The following is a 24412-nucleotide window of genomic DNA, read 5'->3' as shown; positions in this document are numbered from 1 at the left end:
TATTTATTTTAAAAAATTCCTCTTGACCTAAACTTAAGTTTAGGCTGTATCCTTTCCATTGTAACCTACTATAACACTACTGGAGGAATTCAATATGAAAAAATATGCTTTTATAACAGGTGCGAATAAAGGAATTGGATATGAACTTGTTCGTCAATTAGCAGAAAAAAATTATCACGTATTTTTAGGTGCTCGTAATGAACAACTTGGACAACAAGCCGTAGACTCTTTAAATGTTTCAAACGTTTCCTATATTCAAGTAGATATTTCAAATTCACAATCCATTCAAGAAGCAACAAAGAAAATTCACGAAACGACTGACCATTTGCATTTATTAATTAATAACGCAGGCATTGCATTAGACTTCAATACGCTACCTAGTGAATTAAATATTGAAACTTTACGCCAAGGATTTGAAGTTAACTTTTTTGGAACTTTCCAAATGATACAAGCCTTTTTACCATTATTAAAGAATTCAAGCAACAGTAAAATACTAAATGTAACAACTGACATGGCCTCACTAACAATGTTTGCTAATGGTGAAACACATCCAATCAATACACTAGGATATAATTCTTCCAAAACTGCTATTAATGCTTTAACATTAGCTTTTAGTAAAGAATTTGCTACTAACGGTCCAGAAGTATTTGGGATAACTCCTGGTTTTACAACTACTGATCTTAATGGAAATTCCCCTGGTGGCCATACAACTATTGAAAGTGCTAAAATTATTATTAAATATGCATTAAGTGAAACAAACTATAATGGTAAAATACTAAATAAAAATGGCATTATACCTTGGTAACAAAAGGATGAATGATATGTATTATACAATTGGGCAAGTCGCCAAAATGCAACACTTAACTATTTCTCAAATACGTTATTATGATAAACAAGGACTGTTCCCTTTTCTGCAAAGAAATGAAAAAGGAGATCGAGCTTTTGATGAAGAAGCACTCAAATACTTAGAAATGATTTTGTGTTTAAAAAACACTGGTATGCCTATTCAAAAAATAAAACAATTTATCGACTGGTCTATGGAAGGAGAATCTACCATCTTTCAACGGTTGGAATTAATGAAACAACAAGAGACCAATGTCTTACAGCTCATCCAAGACACTGAAAAAAACTTAAAAAAGATACAACAAAAAATTGCTAAATATGAGAATGAAATAACTTCAGCAGATGCTATTACAAAATAAAAAATCACCTTCTACATATTGTAGAAGGTGATTTTTATTTTATGATGCTTGCTTTCCTTTATCTGCATCATCTACATACCAGATGAATTTGCCTGTATATCCGTAAATAACTGCTAAAATTAACGATACGAAGCTTAACCACATAAACGGAACGTATGAGAACGTTGCTACACCTAAAATACCCGCCATAAAAATACCATTATCAGACCATGGAACCATACCTGAAGTTAACGTTCCACCTACTTCTGAGTTACGCGCTAATACACGACGGTCTATTTTTAATTTATCATAGCTATCTTCCATAATTTTTGGTGTTAAAATTAGTGATACATACATCGCACAACCAAATATATTAGCTAAGAATGCCACGATTAATGTAGACAATGTTACATTACCTGCAGAATTTAATTTCTTCTCAAATTTTGATACGATTACTTTTAAAACACCTAGTTTTTCAAGTAATCCACCAAATCCTAAACCGAAAATAATAACAGCTACTGAGCCAAGCATGCCGTTAATTCCACCACGGTTTAATAACTTGTCAACAAACTCAACACCAGATTGAATTGAGAATCCGTTATAAGCTGTTCCAATCGCCTCTCCAAAGTTCATCCCTTGGAAAAGAGTTGCCCAAATTGCACCAATTAAAGCTCCCATTGCAATTGTTGGCATAGACGGTTTCTTCATCGCTAATAGAACGATAACAATGACCGCTGGAATAAGCATCCATATTTTAATATCAAATTGCTTTAATAAAGCTTCTTTTAAAAATTCTACTCGATTCAAATCTACATTATCGCCGCCATACATCCAACCAGCTATAGTAAACATAATACTAGTAATAATATAAGCTGGAACATCTAATACGAGCATAGCTCGAACGTGAGCAATAACATCTACTTTCGCCATAGAAGCTGCAAGAACTGTGCTATCAGAAAGTGGTGATAATTTGTCGCCGAAATAAGCTCCTGAAAGAACTGCACCAGCAACAAGCGGAAGTGGTAAACCAAGTCCTTCACCAATCGCCATCATAGCAATACCTGCTGTTCCCACTGTTCCCCAAGACGTTCCTGTTGCGATAGAAGTTATAGAACAAATAATTAATGTTGCTAATAGGAATATGCTAGGGTGAATAAATTCTAATCCATAATAGATTAATGTTGGTACTACCCCACCAGCAATCCACGTTCCAATTAAAGCACCTACTGCAACTAAAATCAGTATTGCTTCTAATCCGTTAGAAATCCCTTTCGTAATTGCATCTTGCAATTCTTGATAACGAAATCCTAATCTTAATCCAAGCGCAATTACTAAAAACCATGAAATAAATAGCGCTAATTGAATTGGGAGATCAAAAATCGTTTGGAAGGAAAAGACAACAGCAAGAAATAGTAATAAAAGAACTATGATTTCTAGCATCGATGGTAATCTTACACTTTTCATTTTTTTCTCTCCTTACAAGTCGATAACATGACGTATGTCGTCTTACATGTATGTAATATACAATTAGCGAAGACAAAACAAAATTTTCATATTATTTCGATTTATTTTTCCAGTATAATATATTCACAACCCTTTCTATTGTAAAAGTAGATTACGTTTTTCGCAATGAAAAATATAAAAAATGTTGTATTTTTATTTATCCCGATATTTTCGGCCAATAAGACCTCCGCCTTAAAATTCAGTAAGCGCAAAGCACTTAGATAAGAAATTAACTACTGTAAAATTCCGAATTGATATGAACGTATTAAAGCTTCACTTTATTTACAAAGAACAATCCCATACTAACTTTTTTAATATTTGCTGCAACAAAACTTTTTACAACTATCTTCACTTTTTAATTAACACCATTATTTTCTACGCAAAAAATAGGGCACACATCATTAAAATGATGCATGCCCTATCTTTATTTATACATATTTTGTATTTCTTCTTTATTTTTAAGTATTTCCTCAAACTTATCACTACAACCCTTCGGAAATAACACTCCCAGTCCATATGAATGCGCAAATTGAAAATGAGGGTACTTCGCTTTTACCTCATCCCAAAACTGATATACGCCGAAATCACCACTTCTAACTTCAATATCATGAAATAATACAATACCGTTTTTCGCGACTTTCGGTAGCCATGTGTTATAATCGTGAGAAACAGCTTCATACGTATGATAGCCATCAATATGCAAAAGATTTATCGTTTCATCTTGAAACTGGTCTACAGCATCATCAAAAGTAGATCGAATTAAATTTCCTATATTAAGGTAGTTATCGCTCACTACTTTTTCTACTATTTGAAAAACCCCTTCTCCATATGGACCTGTATGCCCATCTCCAGCCCAAGTATCTACTGCAAAGCATTTAGTCGATAACCCTCCATCTTTTACTCCCTGACAAAAACTGAAGAAAGAAGCACCTAGATGTGTACCTAACTCAACTAAAGTTTCTGGTTTTTCAAATCTTACTAAGTCATATGCAAAATCTAAATGTCCACTCCACGCAGATTGTGACCGAATAATAGGACTAAATGTTTCAAATTCAAATGATGGTTTATGAGTAACCCAGTTCATCGCATAACTCCTTCTGCACATATTTTTAACAAACCAAATTACTCTTATCTTTATTTTTTTATCGCCATGATTATGATTCTATTTCATGAAAATATGAAGAATTTATTCTTTTCTATTGAGGTAAAGCGTCATATACATATGGTTCAGTTGGCTTATCAATTTTCTCGATTTTGTTTACTTTTACAAGTGGAAAGACTGTTCCTTTATATGTCGTTTCATCTAATAATCCTGTTATTTTCACCCATGTTTCTTTTGGAATTTTTCCAACGTTTTTCCCGGTAACAATCATCCCCCAGACTGATGCATCCGCAATACAACAAGTTATGCCATATCGAGCCACTACTGCTTTATTACCCGTCACATCCTTATCATTATATATAAACCCTGAGAATGTAATTTCTTTCCCTTTAAACCCTTTTACATCTTGACCAATTATACTCATTGTTTGAACATAATCCTTATCCTCTACTTGTAGTTTATACTGTCCTAACATACTTTTTACTACTTGCTCTTCCGTTTCATAAGTCGTTGATAAATTTGATGTTTCATCTGGATCATCGAATACCTCTCGCCCATCAAAATCATCCTGTTTCCCCTCTTTTTCGTTCCCTTCCATACTTCTCGCCTGTACACTTTGATTCATACCCCTTTTTCCTGCTAAACTTCCATCAATTGTTACATTTCCAAATAGAAAAGCACTAATAATCGGAACAACAAATAAAACATATACAAAGAAACTTTTCATCCCTGATTTTAATGCTGTATGATGCTTACAACAATTACAATCATCCTCTTTTTCTCTCCCATCTCTCCAAACTTGTAAAGAACCAAGAAGTAAAATCACTACAAAAGCTATATACGTAAATTTAATCATTTTTGGAGCGATAAAATTATAAATATTCCCTGTTACAAGTAGTTTAAATAAGAGCATTGCTAAACCAATTAAAATAATGCCACGAATATAGCGATGATATGCCTTCTGCTCCTCTTTCTCCATTCTTTCTCACCTCCTATAACATTATAATTTGCAGGATGGTATACACAGATACAATGACAATTCCCATTAAAAAGAATACAAATTTCTTTTGAAAATATACAAATAGCATTAACGTATTTTTCATATCAAGCATCGGCCCAAACACAAGAAATGCGAGAAGTGCCTTTACTGAGAAAACATGTCCAAAAGATGCCGCTATAAAAGCATCGGCTGCAGAGCAAATTGATAAAACATAACCAAATCCCATCATAATAAAGGGGGCAATTACTTCGTTATGTGCTACTGCATCCAGTACATTCCGATCAAAAAACGTTTGAAATACACTTGCTAAAAAAGCACCAATCAATAAATACTTACCAGTATCAAAAAACTCATCTACAGTGTGATTCATAACATCTTTCCAACTCTTTTTTTTGCTTCTTTGAACTGAAACCTCTACACCTTTTAAAACATTTCTTTCGCGATAGCAATAATACACAATTAGACCTATGAATAGAGCGACTAGAATTGTTATCCCAAAGCGTGCATATACAACGTAATCATTTTTTTGAAACGCATATACAGTAGATAAAAGAACAACTGGATTCATAATGGGTGCACTCAATAAAATAACAATGCCTACATGAAGTGGTAGCCCCTTTTGAATGAGCCTTCTTACAATTGGTATAATGACACACTCACACATTGGAAAAAGAACTCCCACAAATACTGCTGGAATCATTGCAACAATCGGAGATTTCGGCATTACTTTTTGAATCATATCTTCCGTCACAAACACTTGAATAAATGAAGAAACAATTACCCCTAATAAAATAAAGGGTATTGCTTCAAAAATGATACTTAAAAATACTGTATTCACATTCAACCATTCCTGTGGTATATTTTTGTGCAAATTTGTTAGACTTGTAAAATCTACAAAAAATAATAAAAAGAGAAACATAGCGATAAGAGCTATGCCTACTAATTCTTTTGAAACTCTATTAAAGACCAAGCTTCTCGCCTCCATTTTATTTATATGTAAACATGTGCTTGTCCAAATGCTTCATACTACAGCACAAATTTTATAGTCTATTTCTATTCTCAAATCGTAATCACTATGATTTATTATTGATTTTTCTTTTTCCATCGTTTAATATAAAACGTAATCATTACGATTTAAAAGGGAGATCATTTCATGAAAAAAGTACCTATCACTGTATTAAGTGGGTTTTTAGGATCTGGAAAAACTACCTTACTACATCACATTTTGACTAATAAGAACAACTTAAAAGTAGCTGTTATCGTTAATGATATGAGCGAAGTAAACATTGATGCATCTCTTATAAAAAAGGGTGGTTTTTCACGTACGGAAGAGAAATTAGTAGAAATTCAAAATGGTTGCATCTGCTGTACACTACGAGAAGATTTAATGATAGAAGTGGATCGTCTTGTTGAAAATGGTGATATTGACTATATTATTATTGAATCTTCTGGTATAAGTGAGCCTATTCCAGTTGCTCAAACGTTTACTTATACAGACGAAGTTCTTAACATTGATTTAACGAGAAATTGTCGCCTCGATACGATGGTTACAGTTGTAGATGCAAATAGGTTTTGGGATGATTTTGCAGATGGAGAAAGTTTATTAGACCGAAAACAAGCAATCGATGAGAATGATACCCGGGAAGTTATTGATTTATTAATAGATCAAATTGAGTTTGCAAACGTAATTATTCTTAATAAAATAGATTTGCTAGAAAAAGAAGATGTGATAGAGCTTCATCATTTACTAAAAAAATTAAATCCTAATGCAAAAGTTCTTAAATCTTCGTTTAGCAAAGTACCATTACAAGAAATTTTAAACACAAATCTATTTAATTATGAAGAAGCCAGTCAATCGGCCGGCTGGATACAAGAATTAAATAGTGAACATCATACACCGGAAACGGAAGAATACGGTATCAATTCCTTTGTTTACCGTCGCAAATATCCTTTCCATCCCGAGCGCCTTATGAATTGGCTAGAAAAATGGCCTTTAGATGTTGTAAGAGCGAAAGGATTCTTCTGGCTCGCATCTCGTAATAATATGATAGGGCTTCTATCTCAAGCAGGTTCCTCTATTACAATTCAAGGAGCCGGTGAATGGATAGCCGCATTACCTGAAACTGAAAGAAATCAAATGATTGCAGAAGAACCAGAAGTATTAAAAAACTGGGACGAGCGATATGGAGATCGAATAACTGAGCTCGTATTTATCGGTATTGATATGAATCGTTCTGTGATTGAACAATCATTAGATGATTGTCTATTAACAGAAAAGGAAATGGAACAAAAGTGGAATACATTTATTGATCCTATTCCGGCTTTTACTTATACTTCATAATAATTAATAAAAGGCTTCAGTAGAATGAAGCCTTTTTATTTTATAGCACTCTTATTTAATAGGTTTGCTTTAATTATAAATACAACTGTACCTAAAACAATTAATATAGTATATATGTTACCAACTACATCACCTATTTTTTCTAAGCCAAGCGGTAATATTATAGTAGCAACTCCGACTATATAAGAAAATGCTCCTGAAAGCTTCACTAATTTATTTTTATCTCCAACAAACGTTTCTTCTTGATATCCTGCTAACAAAAACAACCTCTAAAGAACAGCACCCTATTATTCAAGCGCTACAAAAACAAGATGAAAAACAAATGGAACAAATGATGTCTCAAAACTGGCTCCGTCCCATGAAAGAAATACAAAAAATGATTTCTATGAAATAATAAAGCTGGCTACACAAAAGTGTAACCAGCTCCTTATTTACTAATCTATGTGCTATGCCTGAATATTTGCGTAATCCTCAATATCTTCATACTCTTTTTCTAATTCCTCTAAAGACAGCTCGTATAATTGTCGGTCACGAATTTTAAACACACCTGCTCCAATTAACTCATCAATTAAATGCCTCTTACGATTTTCAACAGCAAAACGGAGTTGACTACTCATCTTTTAAAAAACTCCTTTCCACGATCATTGAAAATGATAATCTTTATCAAATACCACTTTTGATTATAAAAGATGACTCTTTATAAGTAAAGTAATTTCATGAAATATTTACCTGACAAAGTATTTGTGGCCACATTATATATATGTATGCCGTGCGAAAAATGTTATGACACATTTTCTTATCCTTTTTCTTTCATACTTTGCAGGTTGTCTCACTATGATTAAATTCACCATCTATTTCTACTTGAATGGTGACATGTTCTACATGAAACTTCTCCTTTAATACATCCGTAGCCTCTTTTAATACATTTTGCGTTTCATCACCTTTAATAATCAAATGGCAAGTTAATACTTGAAAATCAGATGTGACAGACCATATGTGCAAATCATGAACTTCTTTTACAACCGTAATATTTAATAATGTACTTTTTACCTCTTCAACATTTATGTGCTGGGGTGCACCTTCCATTAATATATGGACGGTATCACGTGTTACACGCCATCCACTAATAATGACTAAAATAGACACAAGAATACTAGCAATCGCATCAGCAACCGTCCATCCGAAAAATTTAATACATAGCGCTGCAATAATCGCTCCGACTGATCCTAATAGATCGCCTAATACGTGGAGGAAAGCACTTCTTAAATTCAAGTTCCCCTTCACATCTCCGCCTCTCATTAATATCCAAGCTGATAAAATATTAACGAGCAGACCAAGTACAGCAATAATGAGCATCCCATTACTAGCAATCTCAACTGGTTCTTTAAAACGGCGGATTGCTTCAATAAAAATGTATACCGAAATGACAATAAGAACGACACCGTTACATAATGCTGCTAACATTTCGACTCGCTTATATCCATATGTTTTCGCAGTTGTTGCTGTTTTTTCTCCGAGCTTAAACGCAAGTAAACTTAAGGCTAAAGATACCGCATCACTTAACATATGCCCCGCGTCAGATAATAGTGCTAAGCTATTTGTTACAAATCCACCAACAACTTCTGCAATCATAAAACTTGTTGTTAGTAGGAAGGCAATTAGTAACGCCTTTTTATTTTTTGAATGACCATGATCATGCGAATGTCCCATACGAATACTCCTTTAAGTACAATATCTGTATGTTAGTATGAAACAAACTCCCCATCTTTATCCCGAATTGACTGATTGTAAACGCCCGCTTCCTCTGTATACACACTTCGCTTCTTTTTAAACAATCCCTTTTTCTCAAATAAAACAAGACTACTTCTTTTTTATTTTCATATTGTTTACTAATGAAAGAATTTTTAAGGAGGTTACTAAAATGAAACGTTTATTTCTCTGTATGGAACGTGAACTTGTTGTAGTGAAAGAACAATATGATGACTATGAAACGACTTACCACTTACAAAATATGCAACCTACCTGTATCGCTGTTGATCCATTTCAAAAAAATCGTGTATATTGCGGAACATTTGGACGAGGTCTATGGTTAAGTGACGATAGCGGGGATTCATGGAGACCAATTGGAGATTCTTATCGTTACTTTGATTTTCCTAAAGAAGATGGTATTTTGCACTCCTCTATCACTTCCATAACAATAAGCTCAAATGAACAAGTTAACGGATATGGTGTCGTTTATGTCGGCACAGAACCGAGCGCTTTATTCCGCTCTGAAAATGGTGGTGAAACGTGGACTGAACTTAAAAATATGAAATCATTATTATCTTCTTATACGTGGGCATTTCCGCCTAGACCTTTTACCCATCACGTACGCTGGATTACAGTTGATCCAAACAACCCTAATACAATACACGTTTCAATCGAAGCTGGTGCTGTTATTCAAAGTAATGATAAAGGGCATACATGGATCGATAAAAAATTCGGTGCCCCTATCGATGCTCATCAATTACTTATGCACCCTGAAGCACCAAATCGCCTTTATGCATCATGTGGTGACGGATTTATGGGCGGACCTGATCGTGCATATCTTGAAAGTTATAACAATGGAAACAGCTGGATCTCATGCAGTGAAGGACTTGAACATCATTATTTATACAGCATGGCTATCGATCCCGCTGATTGCAATACGATTCTCGTTTCAGCTGCACCGAGTGCTGATCTCGCTCATCACCATATTCCTTATGAATCTTATATTTATCGAAAAACGAAAGATACTCCTTTCCAGCAAGTACAACAAGGACTACCATCCGCAATCGGTACAGTCATTTCGATGTTTGCGACAAACAAGGCAGAACCACATACGTTTTACACGTTAAATAACAACGGCGTGTTTCAATCCAGTGATAGCGGCGAATCGTGGGAACAACTAAACATTCCGTGGAAAGATGAGTATAAAACGCAGCATCCACATGCGTTACTCGTAACTAGTTTTTAGCGAAAAGAGAGACTGCCTAATGTTTTTAGGCAGTCTCTCTTCTATTTCTTTAAATCAATTACGATATCATCTAGAACAATATCTTTACTCTTCGCTTCTTTTTTCGGCACTTCAATTTTCTTCTCTTTTCCATTCACATACTCCACTCCACCATGATTTTCAGGTGTATGCACTCGCAAATTCACATGAGGCGTAACGATAAGCTTTGTAGCATTTTTATTCAATTTTTGGAATGTAGTACTCCAACTACTTTTATGTGGTTCTGCTACTGTACCCGTTCCGCCATTTCCATCACCAGCGTATTGATTTCCTAAATCATCTTTTATTTCTAGCTCAACATCTGCACTATCCCATATGCGCCTTAATGCCTTAGATTCTTCCTGATTATAAAAAACGATAAATGACATAGGTGTTACTTCCATTTTGTCTATATTTACTTTTATACCTTCTTTTTCGGAAATCCCATTAACTTTTATATCCTTACTATCCATCGCCTTTAAAGTAAGAGCAAAATTCCAATTCCCTTTTATTGATTTTTTTTCTTCGTATATATTAATTGATTCCATATTCCATCTAACATTTGCAACGTCCATTCTTTTACTACCAAGATCACTTGTTGTAGTCATACCTACATATTTTTTATCTCCTACTTTCGTAGTTTTAGAACTTCCAGCCGCACCATTAGACATGCTTACTTGCGGGGAACCAAATATGCTCGGATGCTCTCCTAAGTCTTTTTCACTTTCGATAGAATACGTTATCGTTACAGTTCTCCCATCAAACACAGCATCATTAATTGTAACCTTAACCCCATTACTCTCTCTCGTCATATTCAATTCAGTCGAAAACTCTTTATAATTTTCATATAGCCCTGTTCTACCATTATCTAAAAATCGGAATATATCTCCTACTATAGGAAGACCTCCAGCATAGGTTGGAAAACCAATACCAAGTGTTGCAACTGATAATCCTACTAAAATAGATGCAGCAGCGACACCTTTTTTCCAACTTTTCATCTTTTTCTTCGTACGTATCGATTGTTTTACATTACGCTTCACTTTTTCTTTTTCAATTTCAGAAGCCTCAATTTCCTCTAGTTCTTTTTCATCTATATCAATATCATTCAATAGTTCATAAATGTCTTTCATATTGCACTACCTCCAAAACTAATTTTCGTAGCATTTTGTTGTAGTTTCTTTTTCCCCCGGTACACTCGATTATCTATAGCTGCTCGAGTTAATCTTAATTTTCCTCCAATTTCCTCTGTCTTCATACCGAGGAGATATTTCATAATGAATACCTTTTGATCTAACGGTTCTAATTGATTAATGAGCTTCAATAATTCTTCCCTATCTTCCATAACGATTAATTCGTCTTCTGCTGATTTTTCTGTACTGATATGAAACTCATCTGAAATAATTTCTACTTTTTTAGTCGCTTTTCGGTAATAATCAATTGCTTTAAACTTTGCAATCGCTGCAATCCACTTTTTAAAATCACTCGGCTCTCCATGGAATTTATTTGCGTTATTCCAAATGGAAAGAAATATATCGTTTATACATTCCTCTATGAGTCCATCATTTTGAATTGGAAGTAGAACTTTATGCGTGATCCCCTTTATGAGTGGTAAGTATGTATCGACAACAAATTCTAACGCGTCTTCTTTTTGCCGCTGTAATCTTTTTATAAAATTTTTCTCATTTGATTTCATGTAGCGATTCCCCTTATTGTTTTGTAAAAGCTTTTACACCCTATATAACGTCTGAAGAAATTTTTTCTCTCATCTTTTTTATTTTTTGTATGTAATGGAATACTTCCCCTTAGCCATTGTCTCACATGACTATGCGTTCAAAGAAAATTTTCTCAAGTCTACAATTTAATTCATGTAGTACACTATTTATATAGTCATTCTTTAATTTGGTGTACATTTTATTTCATTAATATATTTTTAAAATTAGGAGATGAGATGTGTATGTGTGGAATTACAGGTTGGGTAAATTGGAATAAGGATCTCTCCAATGAACATGTTATTTTAGAAAAGATGGCAAATAGTATCCAGCATCGTGGTCCTGATGCTGAAGGATTTTGGTTTTCACCTCGCGCGGCCTTTGCACACCGACGTTTAATTGTTATTGATCCAGAAGGCGGGACGCAGCCGAAGACATTTCGTGCTGGTGATTATACGTATGCTCTTACTTATAATGGAGAAATTTATAATTTCCGTGAACTGAGAGAGCAACTTCAAAAATGTGGTCATACATTTGAAACCCATTCAGATACAGAAGTATTACTACATGCTTATTTAGAATGGAAAGAAGACTGCGTACGACATTTAAACGGAATTTTCGCTTTTGCATTATGGGATGAACAGAAGCAACAATTGTTTTTAGCACGAGATCATTTAGGTGTAAAACCGCTCTTTTTTACAGAAAGAAATGGCAGTATTATTTTCGGCTCTGAAATTAAAGCATTATTAGCGCATCCATCTGTCCCTGCTGAAATTGATGCGGATGGAATAAATGAAATATTTGGATTAGGCTTATTTCGCACTCCAGGATGTGGTGTGTTTAAGCATATTCAAGAAGTACGTGCTGGACATTCTATAACATTTACACGTCATAAAAAAGTAGTTACGAAGTATTGGAATTTAGAAAGTAAGATCCATACAGACTCTATAGAAGATACATCTTCGCATATTTTATCTATTTTACAAGATACAGTAAAAAGACAATTAATTGCCGATGTTCCTCTCGTTTGTATGTTATCAGGCGGATTAGACTCTAGCGGTATTACTGCACTTGCAGGTAAAGAATTTGCAGAGGAGCACGAAACACTTCACACGTATTCAATCGACTTTTTAAATAGCGCCAAAGATTTCGAGCTGACATTTGCTCGCACTGGCTTAGACGCTCCTTGGGTAAAACGTGTTTCCGAACATGTAGGGACATCGCATCATGACATTATTGTGAGTGCTGAAGAATTAGCAAATCACTTATTCGTTCCCCTCCATGCGAAAGATTTGCCAAGTGCAGGCGAAATGGAAACTTCACTATATTTACTATTTTGCGAAATGAAAAAAGATGCAACCGTAGCTTTATCTGGTGAATCGGCTGATGAAGTATTCGGGGGATATCCTTGGTTTCATCAAGAAGAACTACTGTATGTAGATAAGTTTCCATGGTTAACAAACTGGAAAAACACATCTTCTCTATTATTAAACGAAGTAACAAAGCAATGTAATCCTGAACACTATATCAATAAAAGATTCCATGAAGCTGTTCATGAAGTACCTACTCTTGAAGGGGAAAGTAAAAAATCCGCGAAACAACGCCAAATGTTTTATTTATTTTTAACGAGATTCCTTCCTTTCTTACTTGACCGTAAAGATCGTATGAGTATGGCTGTTGGTTTTGAAGTTCGTGTACCGTTTTGCGATTATAGATTAGTTGAATATTTATGGAATGTTCCTTTCAACATAAAAAGTATTGATAATATTGAAAAAGGCATTTTACGTAGAGCACTACAACCAGCTTTACCTGACGATGTACGCAATAGAAGAAAAAGCGCTTATCCAACTTCACAAGATCCACACTACTTACAAACAATCCGTAATTTAACACTTGATATGTGTAGCAATAAAAACAATCCTATTTTCTCACTTATTAACCATTCCATCTTACTTTCAATTGCTGATCAAAGTAATAAAGAGATTAACAATTTTGAGGCAAGAAGTGCCATGGAGTATATGCTACAAGTAAATGAATGGTTGAAAACATATCATATTCATATTGCTTAACAAAAAAGAGTTCAAGGATAAAAACCTTGAACTCCTTTTATATTAATTAGCACATTGTTTATTATCAGTATCAATAGACCATCCAATAATCGTGGCACAATCTCTACCTTTCCACTGCAATACATTTGTTAATACGGGCTCAATCTGCAAGCAACTTCCGTCGTGTAATATTTCTACTAAAGATTGATCATCATCAAACCTTCGTTTGTCACACTCTAAAATACCATCTGTTGCCATTACAATGTGATTCATTCCTTTTTCTAATCCTCTTACACCTGACGTAAAGCAAGGTGTATTTGCTGCAAAAATATTTTTCCTACCAATATATTCGTAATTTTTCCGTTTATTTAATCGTCCTTTTCCATTTTTCGTTTTCTCAGAATGGAATAAATACGCGAAACAATCACCAACTGATAACCAATATAAAAATTCGCCTTTTCGTAAACAAATTAAGCAAGCGAGTTCCTCATCATCTTGATCACATTTTTTAATAAATAACTCATCTGTAAATAACGCTAATAAGTACATATGTGTATGATGAAAAGCTAAATGTATTGGATATGAGAATAACTCTTTTAGTTTTTCTTTTCTTGCCGAAATCGCTTCTATTATATAATCTATATTTTTTGTTTTGTGATGTGTATCAAAAATCATAACAAATTCAAATTGTAATTCAGGATCCCACCAAGCAAGCACCGCATCTCCTCGTTCATATGCATCACTCTCTTGATTCCCCCCATATACGCCGACTGAAAGAGGACCACATTTTTCAACATGTATTTCATCTACATACATCTGTTCATGACTAATCCATTTGAATGTATTCACAGCTATCATCCTCTCTCTTGCTAAATGTATACCTTTACACATAGATTACCTTATATTTCAATAAAAATAAACTTTTTCAACATTTTTTATCCAAATAAAAGGATTTTATTTCTAAAATAACGAATATATCTTACTATACGATATAAAAAGGGGATTTATTATTATGAACAACATTAATCAACATTGGGAGAGCATTTATTATCACTTACGATACGAATACGAGGACAACCTTTCCCACCAAGCAATTCGTATTTTACAAATCGTTTCTCGTGAGAAAGATATAACAATTGGAAAAGTCGCTACTGAGCTTAGTCTTTCTCATAACACAGCGTCTGAACACATAAAGCGCCTTATTCAAAAGGGCTTCATCGTTAAAGAGAGAAATAAACAAGATGAAAGAGTGGTAAACCTTACATTAACAATTGAAGGGATTGAAGTATTAGAAAAACATACTTTACTGGATAAAGAAAAGATAAAAATATTAGAATCACAGTTATCAAAAGAAGAACAACAATTAATTGAAAAAGCATTTTCGTTATTAGCGAAGGAGGCAAAATATGCATTTCCTCGTTAAAGTAATCGTTTCGGCACTTATTATCGGCGTTATCACTGAAGTTGCTAAACATTTCAGTACGATAGGTGGCTTTATTGCTGCCCTTCCACTCGTTAGTTTACTTAGTCTATTTTGGATTTCATTCGAAGGCGGGAATAAACAAGAATTAAGTCAATTTGCTTTAGGGGTATTATATGGATTCCCCGCATCAGCACTACTATTATTTATCGTCTATATTGGTTTAAAAAATTCATTTACACTTAGTACATCTGTCCTACTCGGTATAGGTGTTTGGTGTATCGTTTTTGCTTGTCAAAAATTATTTCAAGCTTAGGAGGAATTAACATTCATAAATTTGTAGAAATAATGGGGCAAAATATAGAAGTACATATAAAAGGAAGTGGTAAACAAACTGTAGTCATTCAAACCGGAATGAGTTGCTCATTTTATGATTGGTTTCCTATTATAGAAAAGCTTTCAGAGTACTTTACAGTCGTTTCATACCATCGCCCAGGTTACGGAAAAAGTGATGTAGGCCATCAGCCGCGTACAATAAGGCAAGTTACAAAAGAGCTACATATGTTACTAAACAAACTAGCTATTCAAGAGCCATTTATTCTAATCGGTCATTCCTATGGAGGATTATGTGCACAACATTTTGCGATGTTACATGAAGATAAGCTGCAAGCACTTATTTTAGTTGATTCTACTTCGATGAACTTACACCATTTAGATGAACTTCATTTACCAATTTCTGATCAAACTGATTCTGATGATGTTTGGTTTCAAAAATATAATATGTATTCCAAAATGGATGTAGACACACTTTATAATGAACTAAAATCTATGCTCGCCAATCAATCAAAACAGCAAATTGAATTCTCTACCTCCGCCTCATTATATAAAGCGACAGCTTCTGAACTATCTGAGTGGAAAAACTGTGCTCTCTCACTAAAAGAGCTATGTAAAACATTAGAAATACCATTAATCGTTATCGGTAGAGATCCTCAATATTCTATTACTCAATTGACTAATGGTGGCATGCCAAAAGAGGAAGCAACACAACTTGAAGCAATGTGGCAAGAACTAATTCATGAACAATTACACCTCTCAACTAACAGCCACTATATTCTTGCCCAACATGCTAGTCACGGTATAGAAAATGATCGACCAGATATTATTATTGAAGCAATTCATTTCTTACAAATCAAAAAAGGAAGCAACTAAAGCTGCTTCCTTACTTATCTTCTATTCATAATCTTCTTCATCATCGATTTCTTCGTAATATGAACTACCATTACTTACATATATAGGGCCATTCGCAACATCAATACGTAGTACCCACGCCCATGGCACAGCTAAACGTTTATGTATCGCTCGCCAAAAGCTCATTGATTTTCTTTCGTACTCCTGGAACTCCTGAAGTAACTCTTTGTAGGAGGAACCGTCTAACTGAATATTTGCTTCTAACAAACGAGAATGAGCATAGTACTGTAACTCTAGTTCAGCAGCAATTTCCATTTCTTCTTCCGTTGCCATACCAATAATTGTTCCATCTTCTGGTGCAATTTCATATACGTTTTGAACTTCAATAAGCCCTTCTTTCTCTTTCTCAAACATGTAAACAGCCTCCTTTAACATATATTTTTTATGTTACAAAGTCATACTTCTACAATAACTTCTCTCTTTCCTCTTTTTTTGATAAACTTTTACAAAATATTTAACCGATGACCTGTTTTCTCTATTCTTTCAGCAGAAATGAAACGATTTTTATCAAAATTTAATTTATACACATCAAGCATATGAAGTGTTTTCCAAAATTCAAAATCATATTTCGAATTAAAATAATTCATTAGTAATACCATAATATTCCCATGCGTACCTATTACAATGTTCTTACCTTCATATTGTTTTAATATATTTTGCATACATATTACAGCGCGCCTTTGTGCGACATCACTCGATTCTCCGCCTTCGTATGCAAAACTCCAATCTTTCCACACATTCTGCATAGCAACATTAAAATCTGCTACTGGCTCTGTACTCAATAATCTTTCACGCAAATCTTCTTCTGTTTGTATTAATAATTTATATGTATTCGCAATTCCTTGTACAGTTTGGATCGCTCTTTTGTACGGACTAGAAATAACAACATCAATATGTTTATCTTTTAATAAATGCGTTACATTCTCTGCATCACAGTGCCCTTTTTCAGATAAAGGTCGTTCCCTTTCTTCTTTTGTATATGTAGAGTGGGCATGGCGAACGAAATAGATTGTCGTCATTTATTCATCTCCCTTTTCCGTTTTTATCCAAATTCAATACATTACCATCAAATCCCTTTACTTTTATTATAAGTACTGTCAAATTTAAATGTTGATTTTCATATTAATAAAAGGGAAACACCTCATATGGTATTTCCCTCAATTAAAATAGACTACATCCAATTAAATACTTTATCAATTTTATTTCTATCGTATTCTAATATCCAATCATTATATGTATTATAAATATCCCTAATTGTATCAGGAGAGATAGCTAATACATCACAACCTCTATCATCATAAACGTGAAATATAGTATTCTTGTTAACATTTATAAAATACACCCTATGAAAAATACTCGGTTTTATTCCCATATCTTGATTACAAATTGCTTTTAGCATAGGAATGTATGTAAAGTCAGAGATTTCACATTTCAAAGTATATCTATGTGTTTTATATGCTCCATCTTCATCTTCATCTGGAAAAACATAAGGGATTGTATTTTTCTGTAACTTAAACAAATCGGACTTCTCTTTGACATACTTAGAAAAGATATTCAATTTCTGTTTGAAAGTTTCACCGTTTGCATAGTCATTTACATCCACTACAATATAAATATCATCTTTTGTTGAATGTAAAGACTGAAATAAAGTAATCGTCCTTTTATAAACGCCTTCTAAATATAGACAATTTTCATAAATGTTATTACAATCATAGTCCACACCTAATCTAAAACGAATACCAATATCCCAATTATAAAATAGAGGTGGTCTAAGTTCTAAATTCGGAAACGTTTCAAGCATATACTCATTCAACCTCATCTCAATACCTACCTTTAATAGCATGTTGTTTACATAATAAAATTATTTCATTATAATTTATTCCTAAACTCTTCATCTGTTATAGCATCTTGAATAAAATAATTTATATTAGTTCTCAGCTTTTGATATACAACTTGATCTTCTATATCGTTAAACATAATTACAACTTCTACTTTATTCCCTTTCTTATCTGTAGTATACAAGCTTTTTGTCAATACGAATGCGGTAGAACCACCTTTTTGCCCCGCAAATTCTAACTTACTATTATTAACTGTTCCTTTGAAAATATTCTCGATTTCTTCCTGCATTGATTTTGGAAAATACTTTCTACTATTTATTTTTTCCATTATACTCATATAATCTTTAGCGTTTGCACCCACTAATCGATCTGACCAAATTCGCTGAAATTCCATATCTACTTTTAATGGAATATCCCGCTTTTTCCATTCTTCCTCATCTTTCATCCATTCCTGTATTTGTAACACATGTTTATTATATTCATCTTTTGACATGTTACGTAACGTTTTTAATGACTGATTTTCTGGCACATGAAGTTCTTTTTCTACGTATCCTCTCATATATAGTGCAGCCGTATAAGAAGTGAACTTATCATGACTAGTAAGCTCTAACTCTTTTATACTTTCATTTACTCTTTCTATTCCAAGCTTTTCTAACAAATATGTTGTATTTGCATTAGAACTATAATGAATCATTCCTTTAGCGACTTCTTCTAAAGCGATTTGTCCATTTTTCACTAATTCTCTCGCTTTGGCATCTTCTAACCAGTTAGGATGTGCTCCACCATCAGTATCTTTAACGTAATATTTTTCTAGCTCGTGCAATGAAATTTGTTCATCACGACTTATTTTTCCTTCTGAAACTTGCTTAGCAAATTCAACTGCTATTACGATTTTTGCCATACTTGCTAATGGCAATTTTTTATTTTCATTTATAGAAGTTAATACTTCTCCATTTCTTTTAATAAGTAATGAACATGTTTCATCTTCTTTATGTTCTTTTATGTACTTTAATACGTAATCAGGATCTTCTTTTGACAAATAGTAATTCATAATAACAAAGAAAGCTATAACAGCTACTATAATGACTCCTGCAATTATTCCTATAATCTTTAATATGTTCACAATATACCCCCTCTAACAAATTTCCTTCTATATCATAATTATACCGAACCAAATTACAAAATTATACAAAAACGAATAAATATTCCTACAAGCAAAGAATCATTTTTTTATTTCACACTGTATTGTATGGAAAATCTCATGAATATGTCTAACTTTCACACAACAAAAAAACATGCCTTCATTAGGAAAGCATGTTTTGTGATATCCTTCACATTGTTTAGTTAAAAAATAAATGTTTACTTACCATGATGTAACATTAAATCACTAAGTTCTTCTTCAATGTGATTTAATTTCGCAACGCTTTCTTTCCATTTATGAATATAACGTGAAACCCCAACAAAAAACAAAACAATAATTGTGGAAAGAATAATACCATATACGATTGCTACAGTACTCATAGTTACACTTCCTTATAATTAGTAATGTGGTTATTAGTTATATTTTTATTATAAACCTTTTTCTTTTAAAATACTTCAATTTCAACTTTTTGTAACAAAATTGATTTTTCTAATATTTCATTCGTAAAAATGGCATATTTTTCACAAATTATACAAAACTTCACCATATGTACTATTACCATATGAGTTATATTATTAAATAGAATAAAGGGGATGATATACTATGACGACTTGGTTTATTGTAATGTTAGTTGTATTTGGGGCATTTAAAATTATCGTTTCTAGCCTTCCTAACACTGTTATTGAATCCATTATTAGCAAGTACGAAACACATCCAAAACTTGAAGAAGAGAATGTGACTATTACAATTCACGGAAATAAAGTAGAAGGCGAACAGAAATCAAAAATTATTCATGATTTTAACGAAGGTTTATTTTTAGATCGCTATTATGCACCACCCCATAATGAAGGCACTCCTTTAATTATCAATGCAAAACGTGGTAAAAAAGATTTCACATTTTATATTTACAGTCATGAAGAGCATGTTGATGTTGTAAAACAATATAAAAAGAAGGTAGTTGCTTATAGTTTACGCTCTAAAAATCTTCAAAATAGTGACATGTTCGTGTCAGCTGATTTAGCTTAATACTCATATATAAAAAGGAATCCATGGCATATGGATTCCTTTTTACTATTTACTGAAAAATAAGCTCTGTCTTCAAACTATCTTTCGGTAACAACCAGCCTTTTTTCTCTAAACTCGCTATTAATAATTCCCTTTGTTTTGTCGCAATACTTTCTTCATTTGTTTTAAATGACACTTCTATTACGAAGTCATCTTCTAATTTTCCGGTATTACTTAATGGCCAAATTTCAATATTTGCTTTTATGTTTTCAAACTCTCCTGTATATCGCTTCATTAATACAGGACCGTAAATACGGGAATTCTTTAACATCTCTTCTCCCCAATTTGTATACAACCATTTGTTCATTTTCCCTGGTAATTTTTCTATTAACATGTTTTGAGCAGCTTGTTCATTTGGTAAATCAAGTATCCCATATCCTTTAGCACTGTAGCTTTTCTTATTTGAAATGCTTAATGTTTTCTTCTCAAATCCCCAATCTATTTCCGCCTCATAACTATCCGTATTACTATCGAATCCTTCTTTTTTAGCTACTTCTAGTGCATCTTGAATTACACCATTTTGAATAGGATATCTTTTTTTATATGTTAGTTCAAAATCTTTACTAAATTCTTTCTTTCGAATTCTAGCAAACCAACCTTCATCACTTAAACTTTTATTTGCAGTATCTAAAAATTGTACTTGTATTCTTTCATATTTTGTACCAGCCTGGAAATGTTCTAGCACCTCTTGCTTCATCTCTTTGTTATAACCTAATACTTGTTCTGGCTTCAATAATAACTTTACTTCAAAACTAGGTTTCATTGGACTAGCAGCAAACCCTTCCTTAACGTTATAAAGAAAACAACAAAAGAAAATACTTACGAATACAAATACTTTTTTCATATACCTATCCCCTTTACATTTTAAATGACTTCTATACGTTCCATTGCAAGTGAATATACATTTTCATATCCTGCTGTACTTAGCTTTTGTTGTAATCGATCCGTATCCTCTTTCAAAGCATGCACTAGCACCGTATGTTCTGGTAATAATGTATTTAACATCTCTTTAACGTCTTTTATACTTTGGTGAACTTTATACGGAACTCGCTTCACCCTACATGTACTCCTTACATGTTCTTTCATAACTCTTTCTGCAAAACTCCCTTTCGCAATATGCCCAGTAAAAATAACGGAATTACGTTTTTCATTCCGAAGCTGTTCATAGCATAACTGTGCTCGTTTCGTTTGCATATTCGCATCACTCATTACAACTATTCCATAACTATTTTGCATACTAATGTCATTATCCATAACGATTATGTTTCTTTTTAAACTCTCCATAATCCATTTAAGTTCTTCATTATTTTTTATCCAATCTTTATATATGAACATCTCTTCAAATCCAGCCAAAATTTCTTTATCTACTATAAGCGGAAATTCTTTATATCGTTCATATAAATACAATACTATATCTTGCGCCCTACCAAGTTGTGGCAGCGGTAGCAATGCTATTCCTTTATTCTGCATAACTCGCTCAATTTCTGCACATAGATCATCTAATCTTTCATTTTGCGAAACATCATCTGTGTGGTAAGCGGCATCTACAATTGCAACTTTTATATTGTGGCCCAATTTCTCAGGTAAATTAGCTCGTAGTATATTAGACTCTGCTGAATAATCGCCGGAATAGAACACGTATGTATTACACAAATCAACTAAAAACCAAACAGCTCCTAATACATGCCCACTATATCCCCACTGAAACCGCAATGTAGGAGTAATTTGTATCCATTCATTTGGATTACTAATCTCATCAATACATACATAATTTAAATCTTTTATGTGTTGGTCGCTATAAGGTAAATTCCACCCTTGCATCACATTATAGTTTCTCCATTTTTCATAATATAACGGCAGTTGCTCCTTCGTATAACGAGTCGTCCAAATTTTTTTCTTATATCCATACTTCGCTAATAAAGGTAAACCCATCGTATGATCTTCATGAATATGTGATAAAAATACCGCATCTAAAAATGGAACAGCTTCTTTCTCTATTTCTGGATAACTCTTCTCATATGATCGATTAATACCACAATCAAATAATATTTTCGTCTCTTTATTTTTTACAAAATAGCAGGAGCGACCGTATTCTCCTGCCCCACCCCATACTTCTATCCTCATCATGCTACCCCTTTTCGCTTTTGCTCCATATGTTGTAGCAGTAATAAGCACATTGTTGTAAGTCCAACAGAAACAACGGCCATCGCCATGCCTATAGATACTTCACCCTGTTCAAATTGAGCAAAAATAAACGTTGCTGACGTTTCTACTGATGGAGGTAATACGAGAAGCGATGCTACTAACTCTCTTATCGAAATTGTAAATGTCATCGCCCATCCAGCAAGAATGCCTGGGATAATAAGAGGCAATATTATTTTTCTAAAAATATAAATATAATTTCCCGAAAAAATGCTTCCTGCCTGCATGAGAGAATCATCAATTTGTCCGAGTGATGATTTTACATATTGCACCGTGTAAGGTAAAAACAGCACAACATACGTTACGATAACCATGACTGGTGTATTGTAAATTGACAGGGGCATATATGGTGAATTCCAAAATAGAATAAGACCTACAACCATAACGATTCCTGGTACCATATTGGGTAACATACCGCACATATCGAGCCATTTTTCAGAGTTTTTTTTCCCCTTTCGAATCATAAGTGCCAAAAAGACTCCAATCATTACCGCAATAATCGCTGTTACGAGTGAAAAAAGAAAACTATTCCATAAAGCCTCTAATCCCGGAGATCCCATTGTAAACAATGCCTCATAATGGCTTGTTGTAAAGTTATTTACATGTAAACCGCCGCCTCTTAATTTTGACAAAGAAGCAATCAGTATAGAAAAGTATGGAATTCCAATTGATACGATTAATAAACCAATTACATACATCCATGCTACAACGCGCGTAAATATAGACAAAGTATATCTTTTAGATTTCACACCTTTTCCACTAACCATTGCATATGAATACTTTCGATTCAATACATTTTGCATATACCAAATGAGCATACAAGCACTAAGTAATAAAGAAGATAATGCTGTTGCACTACTAAAATCAATTGGCCAACTCGAAATAAATTTATGGATTTCTGATGTTAACACGTGGAATCCTATTCTACGTCCGAATGTAGCCGGTGTTCCAAATTCAGCAATCGTCTTTACGAAAATGAGTAAAGCACCCATTACATAACTTGATACTAATAACGGCAATATTATTTTTCTTAAACGATAGAGAAAACTTCCGCCATGAACTGCTGCAGCTTCTTCTTTACTACTCCCAATCTGAAGTAACGTGTTTTTCAGCATGAAATAAAGGAATGGGAATAAATGCAGACTCATAATTAAGACCATACCTCCTAAACTAAAAAACGATGATGAAACTGTCTTTAGCATCGGAAAAAATTGTTCAAAATAGCCGTTAGGTTACATGAACAAAATCCAGCCCATTGATCCAATATACGGCGGTGTCATAAATGAAATCATAAAAACAATATCTAACTTACTATACTTTCCTACATCTGTTTTGCTCATAATAAACGCCAATGGAAATGCAAATATTGTAGCTCCTATTACAACGAGTACACCTAGAAGCATCGAGTTTAGAAAAATCCCAGCTAATCCACCACTCTGCATCACTTCAAAAGGCTTTAAAAAGTTCCAGCTGCTATTTTCATATATACTAGAAAATAAAATGAGAAAAAGCGGAATGACGATTAACATCGCCACAAGTAATAACGCTACCGTCATTCCAACTTGTCTTACTGATATGAATCGATTTACCATGGAATCACC

Annotated in this window: 27 protein-coding genes and 2 pseudogenes; 10 read left to right on the top strand and 19 right to left on the bottom strand. The window is 33.5% G+C overall.

Features of this window, described 5'->3' with window-relative positions; all coding sequences use genetic code 11:
• The first annotated feature begins 94 nt into the window (after nt 1-94).
• Nucleotides 95-805: an SDR family NAD(P)-dependent oxidoreductase gene (locus MR167_RS09730; RefSeq protein WP_000759560.1), complete on the top strand. Its 711-nt coding sequence runs from the start codon at nt 95-97 to the stop codon at nt 803-805.
• Nucleotides 806-821: 16 nt separating this feature from the next.
• A complete protein-coding gene (locus MR167_RS09725; RefSeq protein WP_016098046.1) occupies nt 822-1202 on the top strand; it encodes a MerR family transcriptional regulator in 381 nt (126 codons plus the stop codon).
• Nucleotides 1203-1241: 39 nt separating this feature from the next.
• Here MR167_RS09725 and nhaC read toward each other — a convergent pair whose 3' ends face one another.
• The 4 genes from nhaC to MR167_RS09705 form a co-directional block, all read right to left on the bottom strand.
• Nucleotides 1242-2645, bottom strand: coding sequence for a Na+/H+ antiporter NhaC (gene nhaC / locus MR167_RS09720; RefSeq protein ID WP_242314491.1), 1404 nt, complete (start codon nt 2643-2645; stop codon nt 1242-1244).
• A gap of 463 nt (nt 2646-3108) precedes the next feature.
• Nucleotides 3109-3768 carry a class I SAM-dependent methyltransferase gene (locus MR167_RS09715; RefSeq protein WP_001104666.1) on the bottom strand — a complete coding sequence of 220 codons (660 nt, stop codon included), beginning with the start codon at nt 3766-3768 and terminating at the stop codon, nt 3109-3111.
• A 112-nt stretch (nt 3769-3880) separates the two neighbouring features.
• Nucleotides 3881-4765, bottom strand: coding sequence for a TIGR03943 family putative permease subunit (locus MR167_RS09710; protein ID WP_242314489.1), 885 nt, complete (start codon nt 4763-4765; stop codon nt 3881-3883).
• A 13-nt stretch (nt 4766-4778) separates the two neighbouring features.
• A complete protein-coding gene (locus MR167_RS09705) occupies nt 4779-5771 on the bottom strand; it encodes a permease (RefSeq protein ID WP_242314487.1) in 993 nt (330 codons plus the stop codon).
• A 168-nt stretch (nt 5772-5939) separates the two neighbouring features.
• Here MR167_RS09705 and MR167_RS09700 point away from each other — a divergent pair, with 168 nt between their 5' ends.
• The gene (locus MR167_RS09700) at nt 5940-7127 is read left to right on the top strand and encodes a GTP-binding protein (RefSeq protein ID WP_000757662.1); all 1188 of its coding nucleotides are present in this window, start codon (nt 5940-5942) and stop codon (nt 7125-7127) included.
• Between the two features lie 35 nt (nt 7128-7162).
• Here MR167_RS09700 and MR167_RS09695 read toward each other — a convergent pair whose 3' ends face one another.
• Nucleotides 7163-7393 (bottom strand): DUF3784 domain-containing protein, encoded by a 231-nt coding sequence (locus MR167_RS09695; protein ID WP_102981840.1) that lies wholly within the window; start codon nt 7391-7393, stop codon nt 7163-7165.
• Nucleotides 7394-7401: 8 nt separating this feature from the next.
• On the opposite strand from MR167_RS09695, the pseudogene MR167_RS09690 reads away from it, so the two are divergent.
• Nucleotides 7402-7521, top strand: a pseudogene (locus tag MR167_RS09690) (GntR family transcriptional regulator); the annotation flags it as partial.
• Between the two features lie 52 nt (nt 7522-7573).
• Here the strand turns inward: MR167_RS09690 and fbpA are convergent.
• Nucleotides 7574-7744, bottom strand: a complete 171-nt coding sequence (fbpA, locus tag MR167_RS09685) for a Fur-regulated basic protein FbpA (RefSeq protein ID WP_000098300.1) — start codon at nt 7742-7744, stop codon at nt 7574-7576.
• Nucleotides 7745-7937: 193 nt separating this feature from the next.
• On the bottom strand, nt 7938-8837 hold the full coding sequence (locus tag MR167_RS09680) for a cation diffusion facilitator family transporter (RefSeq protein ID WP_242314486.1): 900 nt from the start codon (nt 8835-8837) through the stop codon (nt 7938-7940).
• Nucleotides 8838-9048: 211 nt separating this feature from the next.
• Here MR167_RS09680 and MR167_RS09675 point away from each other — a divergent pair, with 211 nt between their 5' ends.
• Nucleotides 9049-10122 (top strand): WD40/YVTN/BNR-like repeat-containing protein, encoded by a 1074-nt coding sequence (locus MR167_RS09675; RefSeq protein ID WP_106103106.1) that lies wholly within the window; start codon nt 9049-9051, stop codon nt 10120-10122.
• A gap of 41 nt (nt 10123-10163) precedes the next feature.
• Here MR167_RS09675 and MR167_RS09670 read toward each other — a convergent pair whose 3' ends face one another.
• Together MR167_RS09670 and MR167_RS09665 are read right to left on the bottom strand one after the other, a co-directional pair.
• Nucleotides 10164-11270 carry a DUF4179 domain-containing protein gene (locus MR167_RS09670; RefSeq protein WP_242314484.1) on the bottom strand — a complete coding sequence of 369 codons (1107 nt, stop codon included), beginning with the start codon at nt 11268-11270 and terminating at the stop codon, nt 10164-10166.
• Nucleotides 11267-11833 carry a sigma-70 family RNA polymerase sigma factor gene (locus MR167_RS09665; RefSeq protein ID WP_242314482.1) on the bottom strand — a complete coding sequence of 189 codons (567 nt, stop codon included), beginning with the start codon at nt 11831-11833 and terminating at the stop codon, nt 11267-11269. Before MR167_RS09665 ends, MR167_RS09670 begins: the two co-directional genes overlap by 4 nt.
• Nucleotides 11834-12094: 261 nt before the next feature.
• On the opposite strand from MR167_RS09665, the gene asnB reads away from it, so the two are divergent.
• On the top strand, nt 12095-13918 hold the full coding sequence (asnB, locus tag MR167_RS09660) for an asparagine synthase (glutamine-hydrolyzing) (protein ID WP_242314480.1): 1824 nt from the start codon (nt 12095-12097) through the stop codon (nt 13916-13918).
• Nucleotides 13919-13960: 42 nt separating this feature from the next.
• Here the strand turns inward: asnB and MR167_RS09655 are convergent, their stop codons facing one another.
• Complete coding sequence (locus MR167_RS09655; RefSeq protein WP_002083203.1) at nt 13961-14788, bottom strand: PP2C family serine/threonine-protein phosphatase; 828 nt, start codon at nt 14786-14788, stop codon at nt 13961-13963.
• 121 nt (nt 14789-14909) lie between these two features.
• Between MR167_RS09655 and MR167_RS09650 the strand changes: the two genes are divergently transcribed.
• Genes MR167_RS09650 through MR167_RS09640 form a run of 3 tightly spaced genes read left to right on the top strand, consistent with a single transcriptional unit; the run spans nt 14910 to nt 16526 of the window.
• Nucleotides 14910-15320 carry a MarR family winged helix-turn-helix transcriptional regulator gene (locus MR167_RS09650; protein WP_001059787.1) on the top strand — a complete coding sequence of 137 codons (411 nt, stop codon included), beginning with the start codon at nt 14910-14912 and terminating at the stop codon, nt 15318-15320.
• Nucleotides 15304-15633: a DUF3147 family protein gene (locus MR167_RS09645; RefSeq protein WP_000545623.1), complete on the top strand. Its 330-nt coding sequence runs from the start codon at nt 15304-15306 to the stop codon at nt 15631-15633. Before MR167_RS09650 ends, MR167_RS09645 begins: the two co-directional genes overlap by 17 nt.
• Entirely contained in the window at nt 15594-16526 is a 933-nt protein-coding gene (locus tag MR167_RS09640; RefSeq protein ID WP_242314495.1) for an alpha/beta fold hydrolase, read from the top strand. The genes MR167_RS09645 and MR167_RS09640 overlap by 40 nt, the downstream gene beginning before the upstream one ends.
• Before the next feature lie 21 nt (nt 16527-16547).
• Here MR167_RS09640 and MR167_RS09635 read toward each other — a convergent pair whose 3' ends face one another.
• From MR167_RS09635 to MR167_RS09610, 6 genes are all read right to left on the bottom strand, one after another.
• Entirely contained in the window at nt 16548-16919 is a 372-nt protein-coding gene (locus MR167_RS09635; RefSeq protein WP_000461779.1) for a hypothetical protein, read from the bottom strand.
• Nucleotides 16920-17008: 89 nt separating this feature from the next.
• Nucleotides 17009-17584 (bottom strand): histidine phosphatase family protein, encoded by a 576-nt coding sequence (locus MR167_RS09630; RefSeq protein WP_242314478.1) that lies wholly within the window; start codon nt 17582-17584, stop codon nt 17009-17011.
• Between the two features lie 152 nt (nt 17585-17736).
• Entirely contained in the window at nt 17737-18366 is a 630-nt protein-coding gene (locus MR167_RS09625; RefSeq protein ID WP_106081389.1) for a DUF3885 domain-containing protein, read from the bottom strand.
• 68 nt (nt 18367-18434) lie between these two features.
• On the bottom strand, nt 18435-19526 hold the full coding sequence (locus tag MR167_RS09620; RefSeq protein WP_242314475.1) for a serine hydrolase: 1092 nt from the start codon (nt 19524-19526) through the stop codon (nt 18435-18437).
• Nucleotides 19527-19762: 236 nt separating this feature from the next.
• Nucleotides 19763-19924, bottom strand: coding sequence for a hypothetical protein (locus MR167_RS09615; protein ID WP_000108702.1), 162 nt, complete (start codon nt 19922-19924; stop codon nt 19763-19765).
• Between the two features lie 65 nt (nt 19925-19989).
• The gene (locus MR167_RS09610) at nt 19990-20106 is read right to left on the bottom strand and encodes a hypothetical protein (RefSeq protein WP_002011946.1); all 117 of its coding nucleotides are present in this window, start codon (nt 20104-20106) and stop codon (nt 19990-19992) included.
• Nucleotides 20107-20147: 41 nt separating this feature from the next.
• On the opposite strand from MR167_RS09610, the gene MR167_RS09605 reads away from it, so the two are divergent.
• The gene (locus MR167_RS09605) at nt 20148-20570 is read left to right on the top strand and encodes a YfmQ family protein (protein ID WP_242314474.1); all 423 of its coding nucleotides are present in this window, start codon (nt 20148-20150) and stop codon (nt 20568-20570) included.
• 49 nt (nt 20571-20619) lie between these two features.
• Here MR167_RS09605 and MR167_RS09600 read toward each other — a convergent pair whose 3' ends face one another.
• From MR167_RS09600 to MR167_RS09590, 3 genes and pseudogenes are all read right to left on the bottom strand, one after another.
• On the bottom strand, nt 20620-21453 hold the full coding sequence (locus MR167_RS09600; RefSeq protein WP_000755318.1) for a hypothetical protein: 834 nt from the start codon (nt 21451-21453) through the stop codon (nt 20620-20622).
• Nucleotides 21454-21473: 20 nt separating this feature from the next.
• On the bottom strand, nt 21474-22736 hold the full coding sequence (locus MR167_RS09595) for an MBL fold metallo-hydrolase (protein WP_242314472.1): 1263 nt from the start codon (nt 22734-22736) through the stop codon (nt 21474-21476).
• A pseudogene (locus MR167_RS09590) lies at nt 22733-24403 on the bottom strand (ABC transporter permease). The gene MR167_RS09595 and the pseudogene MR167_RS09590 overlap by 4 nt, the downstream one beginning before the upstream one ends.
• Nucleotides 24404-24412 lie beyond the last annotated feature (9 nt).

It is taken from the genome of Bacillus cereus group sp. BfR-BA-01355, from assembly GCF_022663675.1.
Classification (GTDB): Bacteria; Bacillota; Bacilli; order Bacillales; family Bacillaceae_G; genus Bacillus_A; species Bacillus_A thuringiensis_S.
This window is presented reverse-complemented; position numbering and strand designations above follow the sequence as displayed.

What these genes read in the sequence shown, in the direction of transcription:
- MR167_RS09730 (WP_000759560.1), top strand. Translation starts at nt 95, where the DNA reads ATGAAAAAATATGCTTTTATAACAGGTGCGAATAAAGGAATTGGATAT.
- MR167_RS09725 (WP_016098046.1), top strand. Translation starts at nt 822, where the DNA reads ATGTATTATACAATTGGGCAAGTCGCCAAAATGCAACACTTAACTATT.
- nhaC (WP_242314491.1), bottom strand. Translation starts at nt 2,645, where the DNA reads ATGAAAAGTGTAAGATTACCATCGATGCTAGAAATCATAGTTCTTTTA.
- MR167_RS09715 (WP_001104666.1), bottom strand. Translation starts at nt 3,768, where the DNA reads ATGAACTGGGTTACTCATAAACCATCATTTGAATTTGAAACATTTAGT.
- MR167_RS09710 (WP_242314489.1), bottom strand. Translation starts at nt 4,765, where the DNA reads ATGGAGAAAGAGGAGCAGAAGGCATATCATCGCTATATTCGTGGCATT.
- MR167_RS09705 (WP_242314487.1), bottom strand. Translation starts at nt 5,771, where the DNA reads ATGGAGGCGAGAAGCTTGGTCTTTAATAGAGTTTCAAAAGAATTAGTA.
- MR167_RS09700 (WP_000757662.1), top strand. Translation starts at nt 5,940, where the DNA reads ATGAAAAAAGTACCTATCACTGTATTAAGTGGGTTTTTAGGATCTGGA.
- fbpA (WP_000098300.1), bottom strand. Translation starts at nt 7,744, where the DNA reads ATGAGTAGTCAACTCCGTTTTGCTGTTGAAAATCGTAAGAGGCATTTA.
- MR167_RS09680 (WP_242314486.1), bottom strand. Translation starts at nt 8,837, where the DNA reads ATGGGACATTCGCATGATCATGGTCATTCAAAAAATAAAAAGGCGTTA.
- MR167_RS09675 (WP_106103106.1), top strand. Translation starts at nt 9,049, where the DNA reads ATGAAACGTTTATTTCTCTGTATGGAACGTGAACTTGTTGTAGTGAAA.
- MR167_RS09670 (WP_242314484.1), bottom strand. Translation starts at nt 11,270, where the DNA reads ATGAAAGACATTTATGAACTATTGAATGATATTGATATAGATGAAAAA.
- MR167_RS09665 (WP_242314482.1), bottom strand. Translation starts at nt 11,833, where the DNA reads ATGAAATCAAATGAGAAAAATTTTATAAAAAGATTACAGCGGCAAAAA.
- asnB (WP_242314480.1), top strand. Translation starts at nt 12,095, where the DNA reads ATGTGTGGAATTACAGGTTGGGTAAATTGGAATAAGGATCTCTCCAAT.
- MR167_RS09655 (WP_002083203.1), bottom strand. Translation starts at nt 14,788, where the DNA reads ATGTGTAAAGGTATACATTTAGCAAGAGAGAGGATGATAGCTGTGAAT.
- MR167_RS09650 (WP_001059787.1), top strand. Translation starts at nt 14,910, where the DNA reads ATGAACAACATTAATCAACATTGGGAGAGCATTTATTATCACTTACGA.
- MR167_RS09645 (WP_000545623.1), top strand. Translation starts at nt 15,304, where the DNA reads ATGCATTTCCTCGTTAAAGTAATCGTTTCGGCACTTATTATCGGCGTT.
- MR167_RS09635 (WP_000461779.1), bottom strand. Translation starts at nt 16,919, where the DNA reads ATGTTTGAGAAAGAGAAAGAAGGGCTTATTGAAGTTCAAAACGTATAT.
- MR167_RS09630 (WP_242314478.1), bottom strand. Translation starts at nt 17,584, where the DNA reads ATGACGACAATCTATTTCGTTCGCCATGCCCACTCTACATATACAAAA.
- MR167_RS09625 (WP_106081389.1), bottom strand. Translation starts at nt 18,366, where the DNA reads ATGCTTGAAACGTTTCCGAATTTAGAACTTAGACCACCTCTATTTTAT.
- MR167_RS09615 (WP_000108702.1), bottom strand. Translation starts at nt 19,924, where the DNA reads ATGAGTACTGTAGCAATCGTATATGGTATTATTCTTTCCACAATTATT.
- MR167_RS09610 (WP_002011946.1), bottom strand. Translation starts at nt 20,106, where the DNA reads ATGGTAATAGTACATATGGTGAAGTTTTGTATAATTTGTGAAAAATAT.
- MR167_RS09605 (WP_242314474.1), top strand. Translation starts at nt 20,148, where the DNA reads ATGACGACTTGGTTTATTGTAATGTTAGTTGTATTTGGGGCATTTAAA.
- MR167_RS09600 (WP_000755318.1), bottom strand. Translation starts at nt 21,453, where the DNA reads ATGAAAAAAGTATTTGTATTCGTAAGTATTTTCTTTTGTTGTTTTCTT.
- MR167_RS09595 (WP_242314472.1), bottom strand. Translation starts at nt 22,736, where the DNA reads ATGATGAGGATAGAAGTATGGGGTGGGGCAGGAGAATACGGTCGCTCC.